The organism is Clostridium sp., assembly GCF_040797585.1.
In the GTDB taxonomy this organism is placed as follows: Bacteria; Bacillota; Clostridia; order Clostridiales; family Clostridiaceae; genus Clostridium_Z.
Map to the genome: position 1 here is coordinate 1 of NZ_JBFNEO010000138.1, position 7,728 is coordinate 7,728.

At 30.4% G+C, this 7,728-nt stretch carries 6 protein-coding genes; 2 read left to right on the forward strand and 4 right to left on the reverse strand.

Annotated features, from left to right (window positions below):
• On the reverse strand, positions 1-2,992 hold a 2,992-nt coding region (locus AB2369_RS09375; protein ID WP_367666222.1), incomplete at its 3' end, for a two-component regulator propeller domain-containing protein.
• Between the two features lie 324 nt (positions 2,993-3,316).
• Between AB2369_RS09375 and AB2369_RS09380 the strand changes: the two genes are divergently transcribed.
• Positions 3,317-3,868 (forward strand): biotin transporter BioY, encoded by a 552-nt coding sequence (locus AB2369_RS09380; protein WP_367666223.1) that lies wholly within the window; start codon positions 3,317-3,319, stop codon positions 3,866-3,868.
• Between the two features lie 12 nt (positions 3,869-3,880).
• Positions 3,881-4,273, forward strand: a complete 393-nt coding sequence (locus AB2369_RS09385; protein ID WP_367666224.1) for a DUF1284 domain-containing protein — start codon at positions 3,881-3,883, stop codon at positions 4,271-4,273.
• A 136-nt stretch (positions 4,274-4,409) separates the two neighbouring features.
• Here AB2369_RS09385 and AB2369_RS09390 read toward each other — a convergent pair whose 3' ends face one another.
• The 3 genes from AB2369_RS09390 to AB2369_RS09400 form a co-directional block, all read right to left on the reverse strand.
• A complete protein-coding gene (locus tag AB2369_RS09390) occupies positions 4,410-5,684 on the reverse strand; it encodes a serine dehydratase subunit alpha family protein (protein ID WP_367666225.1) in 1,275 nt (424 codons plus the stop codon).
• 28 nt (positions 5,685-5,712) lie between these two features.
• Positions 5,713-7,011: an APC family permease gene (locus tag AB2369_RS09395; protein ID WP_367666226.1), complete on the reverse strand. Its 1,299-nt coding sequence runs from the start codon at positions 7,009-7,011 to the stop codon at positions 5,713-5,715.
• Positions 7,012-7,038: 27 nt separating this feature from the next.
• On the reverse strand, positions 7,039-7,728 hold a 690-nt coding region (locus AB2369_RS09400; RefSeq protein ID WP_367666227.1), incomplete at its 5' end, for a gamma-glutamyl-gamma-aminobutyrate hydrolase family protein.

The window sequence follows — 7,728 nt, forward strand, 5'->3', positions numbered from 1 at the left end:
CATCATAAATATAAATATATATATATCCATCTTCTTTAGTGAATTTCACTGCATTGGATATTAAGTTAACAATGCATCTCTCTATTTCTGTAGCATCAAAACTTACAACTTTCTCTTCTACATAAGGATCAATTATAAGATTAAGTCCATTACTTTCTATATAAGATTTCATAGATAAAGCTACCTCTTCTACCATATAAACAATGTCCTGTTTTCTAGGATTTATTTTATAGCTTCCTGCTTCTATCTTGGAAGTATCTATAATATCATTGATTATTCTAAGCAGTCTACTTGAATTTTTACTTATAATCCCCATATATTTGCTAGTATCAAATTTTGTTAAGTTATCCATGGTAATCTTACTATCTATAAGCTGTACTGCAGATAATATAACATTTAGTGGTGTTTTAAGCTCATGAGAAAGATTTAGAAAATAATCATTTTTGCATTGCTCATTTTCTAAAAGTTTACTATAGAGTATACTATTTTCCTCCAACTTATTATTTAGTTCCTTTGTCCTAATTCTAACTAGCCCTTCCAGTATCTTAACATAATTCCATATTAAATATATTATAGTAAGTATTATTCCTACATATATACTATATGCCCACCAAGATTTCCACGGAGGAGTTCCTACATAAATTTTAAGCTTAGTTTCTTCTGTCCAGCTTCCATCCTTATTTATTGCCTTTATTTTAAAAGTATAATCTCCTCCTGGCACATTAGTATAGCTAGCATAATGCCTATCATCAGTATAAATCCATTCTTTATCCATACCCTCAAGCATATAAGCATATTGAGTTTTTCTAAGCTTATCATAACTTGGTACAAAGAAGTCTATGGAAAAGTATCCTTCATTATGCTTTAACCTCATCTTGTTATTTATAGGTCTACTTTGTCCTTGAACTAAAAATTCCTCTATAACTACTTCACTATCTTCTACCACGCCTAAAATATTCTTAGGGAAAAAGCTACTAACTCCATTTATTCCTCCAAAGAACATTTCTCCATTTTCACTTTTAAAAAATGCATAAACATTAAACTCATTACTTTGAAGTCCATCTGCTTCTGTAAAATTTATAAATCTATCCTTAGCTTTATCATATTTACTAAGTCCATAATTTGTACTTATCCAAGGATTATCCTCCTCATCCATAAGTACTCCATAACTATAGTTATTACTAAGTCCCTGTTCTTCGGTGAATCTTGTAACTAATCCTGATTTTTTATTAAACTTATTGACTCCATGGCTTGTGGCTATCCAAAGATTTCCTTCATTATCTTCATTTATTCCTCTTATACTGTTAGAGCTTAAGGTCTCTTTATTATCTTTTTCATGTTTATATATATCTACTTTATCATTTTCCTTGTCAAATCTTATAAGCCCTCCATAAGTGGCAGCTCCTAGCCACATAATTCCCTCTTTATCTTCATGGATAGATACTATATGTAAATCATCTACCCCTTCTTTTTTTAGTAGCTCATTATAAGAAGTGAACTGTTCTGTATCTATATCTAAAGAACATACTCCATGCCTTGATCCAATCCATAAATTATTTTCATCATCCACATATAAATATCTAAGCTCATTATTTACAAGAGAATTTTCATCATCTTTATTATATAAAAATCTCTTAAACTTCTTAGTTTTCTTATCATATTTATTAAGACCGTAATTGGTGGCAATCCATATATTATCGTCTTTATCTCCTGTAATTCCAAGTATTCTATCGTCACTTATACTATAATTATTATTTTTATCATATTTGTGTCTTGTAACTTTATTATTTTTTCTATCTACCTCATTAAGACCTTGACTTATAGTTCCAACCCAGAGGATTCCCTCTTTATCCTCATATATTCCGCTTATCATATTATCACTTAGAGAGTTCTCATCTCCTTGAACACTCCTATAATTTTCAAATATGGGCATGGGATTAAAATAACTTATTCCATTATATGTACCTATCCATATGAGTCCTGTTTTGTCTTGGTATATACTCATTATATTATTATCTACTAAGGTCTTATTATCAGAGTTAATGGATTTATATCTAGTAAAGTTATCTTTACTTTCATCATATCTATTAAGTCCATTCTTAGTTCCAATCCAAAGAGTTCCCATATCGTCTTCATAAATAGCTTGTATTATATCAGAAGAAATACTATTTTTATCATTTTCATCCATCAAATATCTCTTAAGAATCTTATTTTCTCTATCATATCTGTTTAATCCATGATCTCTTGTTCCTATCCAAATATATCCTTCTTTATCTTCATATATTTTATTTATATAATTTCCACTTAAGGTGTTGTTATCATTGCCACTATAGTAATTTTTTATAGTATTATTTTTAGGATCTAATATATTTAATCCATCCTTAGTTCCAATCCATATGAACCCATCTTTATCTTCATATATACAATTAATAAATTCATTACTTAAATGACTATTTTCAACCATATATTGGGTAAATTTATCATCTTCTTTATTATATTTGTTTAATCCATTTTCAGTTCCAACCCATATATTACCTTTAGAATCCTCTAGAAGGGATATTATATTATTATTTGATAAGCTATTATTTTCTTCTGGTCTGCTTACATATCTAGTTATAGTATCATCATAAGTATCTAATTTATTTAATCCTAAGTTTGTCCCAACCCATAAGTAACCATCGCTATCCTCTATTAAGGTACCTATATAACTGGAGGTAAGACTATTGTCATCTTCATCCTTATATTTATATACCTTAAAATCATAACCATTATATCTATTTAATCCATCTGCAGTAGCAAACCACATGTAGCCTTCTTCATCCTGTATTATTCCCTCTATAGATCCTTGGGATATCCCATCCTCTAAAGTTATTCTATTAAACCTAAATCCCTTATCCATAGATTTAGCCTTTACAATATCAATAGAAAATATAAAATTAAACATAAATATAATTACAAGAATTTTACTTAAATTCCTAACAACCTTTTGCATGATTCCTCCATTTATACTTTATAGTAAAATTAGGTATATAATTATTTTGTCATATTTTATCAATATATGCAACAAAAACAACAGATTTTTCTTAGACACTTTTTAATCTTATATAATTATATAAAATTAACTTTAGCTTTATATTTCTAAATTGGGATTTATACTATAAATATAAGTTTTAACTGCCTAGGAAATTATTATAATAAAAAATTTTTTATGATTTCAATGTCAACTCATTTTATAATTTAGTTGACAATGATACAAGAACCTTATAAAATTAATGTAAACCTACTAATTTTGCAAAGTTTACATTGGAGGATTACTATGAATACTAAACTTACCTTAAATGAAATTATACTAGTTGGACTTTTTGCTGCTATTATGGCAGTGTTATCTCAAATATCTATACCTTTACCATTTACTTCCGTTCCCATTACACTGCAAGTTTTTGCTGTAGTATTAATAGGAACTATACTAGGTAAAAGGCTAGGGTTTTTATCCCTTATAATTTATCTTTTATTAGGATTTATAGGTATACCTGTATTTTCTGGAATGTCTAGTGGATTAAGTGCAATTGTAAGTCCTACAGGAGGGTACTTAATAGGGTTCCCAGTCATGGCGGGAATCATTGGCTATGCCGTAGAAAAGAAAAACACCCTATTATTCTTTATTTTAACTTTTGCAGCAGTTCTTATAGATTATGCCTTCGGTGTTATTCAATTATCCTATGTTTCTAATCTTTCTATAAATACAGCTTTAATTTATGGATTCTATCCTTTTATAATTAAAGATATAGTAATGGTATTTTTAGCAGCTTTCTTAGGACTAGAGGTAAGAAAAAGATTATTAAAATCTTTATCTTTAAAGCTAAACTAAAGGAGAGGTAAAATGATAAAATTAAGACCTCACCATCTACTATGCCTTCAAGGATACGAAGGTAAAGGTTATGATGAATTCTTCACTAAAAATATGGATAAAATTTATGATGCTTTAAATAATGACTTTTCTATATTATTTCAATTACAAACTCATAATGATTCTATATGTGAATGTTGTCCTAACAAAATAGATGAATTTAACTGTAATTCTAATGAAAAAATCATAGCTATGGACAATAAAGTTCTTTCTAAATTCAACTTAAAGCCTAATGGAGTTTATAACTTTCACCATACTATAGAATTTATAAATAGTAAAATTACCTATGATATATTTGAAAATATTTGTGGTAGCTGTGAATGGTATGATCTTGGAATATGTAAAGAAAAAATATTTAAAAAATAGTAAGAAGTTTTTCATTAAACATAAATATAGGGTTTTTAACTTAAAACTTATTTTATACACAATTTAAAATCTATCAATGATTTAAGCACAGGTATAAGTTAAGATTCAAGCTAGAAACCCTATAAATTTTATTTAATTATTTTTCTAACATCATATTTAAGATAACCTTGTCTGCACTTTCCATTCCTCTTATTCCAAGCGTCCCTAAATTCTTTATAGTTTCTTCCACATCCTTATGAACTATACCATCGCTTTCTCTAGGTTCTATATCATTTAGTGCTAAGGTGGCACATTGTATTGCAGCATTAATTCCAGTAGCAATTTTTAAAGCACAAGTGGTTTTCGCTCCATCGCATATAATTCCTGAAATATCACCTATCATGTTTTTTATAGCATAATTTATATTTTTAAGCTCCCCTCCAAGGAGATAAGTAATAGCTGTACATGACCCTATAGAAGCTGCTATACCTGCTCCACATAAAGGTGATAGCCTTCCAATATAAGACTTAACATGTATAGTTACAAGATTACTCATAGCTAAAGCTCTCACTAACTCTTCATCACTCTTCCCTAGCTCTTCACTTAAGATAACAGCCGGTATTGTAGCAGTTATCCCTTGATTTCCACTCCCCGCTGTGGTCATTATAGACATGGTACATCCAGACATTCTAGCATCTGATGCTGCAGCGGTACTAGCCACCATCTTATTCTGTAGTGTTTCTCCTCCTAAAACTAAAGTTTTAGGATTTAAAAGTTTTTTTCCTACATTAAGTCCATAATCTCCTTTTAATCCTTCCTGAGACACAACTTTATTCATTTTAGCTCCTTCTAACAGAAAACTAATACTCTCAAAGTCTACAGTAGTTACAAAATCATAAATTTCATCTATTGTAATTTTTCTCCCTATTTTTTCTTCTTTACTTTTATCACCTTTATCCTCATTATCTAAAATCACTTTATTATCAAGTTCTATTTTAACTATATTACTATGATTACCACTTATGACTACCTTTGCCAAGTGATTCTTAGACTTGCAGTGAACTTCTATGTAAAGTTTATCACAATTATCCTTTATAGTGGTTTTTACTACTCCTTCATTAACCATGATCTTTGCCTTATCTAAGTCTTCCTTATTAATATTATTTAATACCTGAAGTTCTAACTTAGAATCACCACCTATATATCCTAAAGCTGCTGCTATATCAATACCTATCATTCCCGTTCCAGGTATTCCAACTCCTAAAGCATTTTTTATTATATTTGCACTTAAAAATAATTCTATGCTTTCTATTTCATCATCTAATAACTCCTTACATTTAGAAGTAGCATAAGCTATTGCTATAGGTTCTGTGCATCCTAAGGCAGGTACAACTTCCTCTCTTAGAAGTTTAATATATCCCTCTTTATTCAAAGTACCTCTCCTCTCTAACCTTTTATTTTTAACCTATAGTTTTATTTTGTTTATCATTATAACTTTTCATAATAAAATATATAGGTACTCCAACTATTAGTCCACCAAATCCCCATAATATTTGATCCATGGATGATTGTATAAGAAGCCACCCACTTACCACCACTGCAATTATTGGTATTACTGGACCAAAAGGAACTCTAAACGAGCTTTTAAGCTCTGGTCTCTTTTTCCTTAAAACTATGACAGCAAGACAAGTTGGTACATATTGAGCAAATCTAGACACAACACTTATAGCCGCTAATTTTGTAAAACTTCCAGATAAAGCTATAGGTATAGCTAAGGCTACTGTTATAATTATAGAAACATAGGGTGTTCCCCTATTTCCTTTCTTAGCTATAACCTTTGGAATTAATCCATCCTCCGCTAATGCTACCCCACTTCTCGGAGTTATAAAGGAAGCTGCTATATTTATTCCCCCTATGGATATTAAAGTACCAGCACTAACTATGGCCCCTCCAAAAGATCCAAGAAATAAAGTAGCTGCATCAGCTACAGGAGTTTGGGTCTTAGCTAAGCCCTCTCCTAATATTCCTATAGATACCCCTTGTATTAGTAAGTAAAATAATGAAACTATTATCATAACTGTTATTATAGCTTTTGGGACATTCTTCTCTGGATTATCCATATCCTCAGCAGCCACAGCTATGGATTCAAATCCTGTAAAGGCATAAAATATTAAAAGTGCTGCTGCTCCAAAGGATCCAGCTTCATATTGTCCATTAGGAAAAACAGGAGTAAAATTACTTCCCTTTATAAAGAATATACCTATGGCTACAAACATTATAAGAGGTATTAACTTCCCTAATGTTATTATATTATTTAATGCTTTAGATATATTTACCCCTAATATATTTACTATTCCAAGTCCTACTAAAATAGAAACTACTATTATATTACTTACAGTTTTATCTGTAGCTGCTGGCCATATCTTTCCTAAAGCTGTGGAAAATGCTACCGCCATAGCTGCCCAAGCTATGATGCTTATAGCCCATTTCATAAACCCAACTTCAAACCCTATAAACTCTCCAAAAGCTTCCCTTGCATAAACATAAGGTCCTCCATTCTTCTTAAACATTCCCCCTACTTCCGCAAAACATATGGCAATACTGATAACAAGTAACATATCAAAAATTATTACTAGCATACTAGCTGGACCTATTAAAGTCATAGCTTGATTTGGTAGTAGAAATATACCTGACCCTATAATTGCGTTTATACCTAATAGCACAATGCTCCAAAAACCTAATTTTTTCTTATTATCCATAAAAGATCCCCCTTCCCCAAATTAAATCTAAATTTTCTTTGTGGCTTCCTCTATTAGTTTTCTAAATACTGAAAGCATGTTTTCATTCTCTTCTGCCATCATTTCTGGATGCCATTGTATTCCCATTACGAATTCTTCCCCTAGTTTTTCTATGGCTTCCACTACTCCATCTTTTGCAAAAGCACATGCCATAAATCCTTCTGCTACATCTTTAACTGCTAAGTGATGGAAACTATTAGTATGAATCTCTTCTCCTAAAATCTCTCTTAACCTTGTTCCTTCTTTTGTATTTACAGTATGGGTTGGTATATTTGTAAGAGATCCTTGATCATGCTTTACATAACATCCCTCTATAAAAGATAAGTCTTGATAAAGACTTCCTCCATTTGCCACATTTAATATTTGATGTCCTCTACAAATCCCAAGTAGAGGTTTTTTCATGTTCATAGCTAGCTTTATTAACTTAATATCAAAATCATCTCTTTTTGGTAAAATTCCTCCAAGCTTTTGAGAAGGCTCCTCCCCATACAATAACGGATTTACATCATGTCCTCCTGACATTATAACTCCGTCTACCATATCTAACTGAGATTTTATATCATCTTCATTATTTATTAATGGAAGTATTACTGGAATTCCTCCAGCTTTTATAACTGACTTAACATAATCATCATTTACATAAGCTCTTTCGTATCCTGGAAATCTTCCTCCTTGATC

Coding starts and splice junctions, on each gene's coding strand:
- AB2369_RS09395 (WP_367666226.1), bottom strand. CDS start 7,011: ATGGATAATAAGAAAAAATTAGGTTTTTGGAGCATTGTGCTATTAGGT.
- AB2369_RS09385 (WP_367666224.1), top strand. CDS start 3,881: ATGATAAAATTAAGACCTCACCATCTACTATGCCTTCAAGGATACGAA.
- AB2369_RS09380 (WP_367666223.1), top strand. CDS start 3,317: ATGAATACTAAACTTACCTTAAATGAAATTATACTAGTTGGACTTTTT.